We start from the raw sequence: 297 nt of genomic DNA, 5'->3' as shown, positions 1-297 counted from the left end.
GGCATGCACACCCACGACTTCATCACCGCTGCCTTCCAAGGAGATTTCGTACACGCGGCTATCGACGTTACGGAAGTTCAGGTTGAAGGACTTGGCCAGGGCCTCGATCTTCGCGGCGATCTTGAGGAATTCCGGGTTTTTGTACTGTGGCAGGCCGTCTACGTTGAACGTAGGGATCTCCACCAGTTCACGCAGGGTTTCGAGCGCGGCTTTACCGTATTTCAGGCGGGTGTAAATGCCCAGCAGGCGATTGATCTCGTTCTGCTGCTCGGCGTTCAGGGTTTTGTTGCCCAGAAA

General features: G+C 55.6%; 1 protein-coding gene. It reads right to left on the bottom strand.

All coding sequences use genetic code 11. The features are described 5' to 3' along the window. Window positions 1-297 (bottom strand): hypothetical protein (locus AAEY72_RS14420; RefSeq protein ID WP_352311197.1); only part of this gene is annotated, 297 nt, incomplete at both ends.

This window comes from Psychrobacter sp. W2-37-MNA-CIBAN-0211, assembly GCF_040309405.1.
Taxonomy (GTDB): domain Bacteria; phylum Pseudomonadota; class Gammaproteobacteria; order Pseudomonadales; family Moraxellaceae; genus Psychrobacter; species Psychrobacter glaciei.
This window is presented reverse-complemented; position numbering and strand designations above follow the sequence as displayed.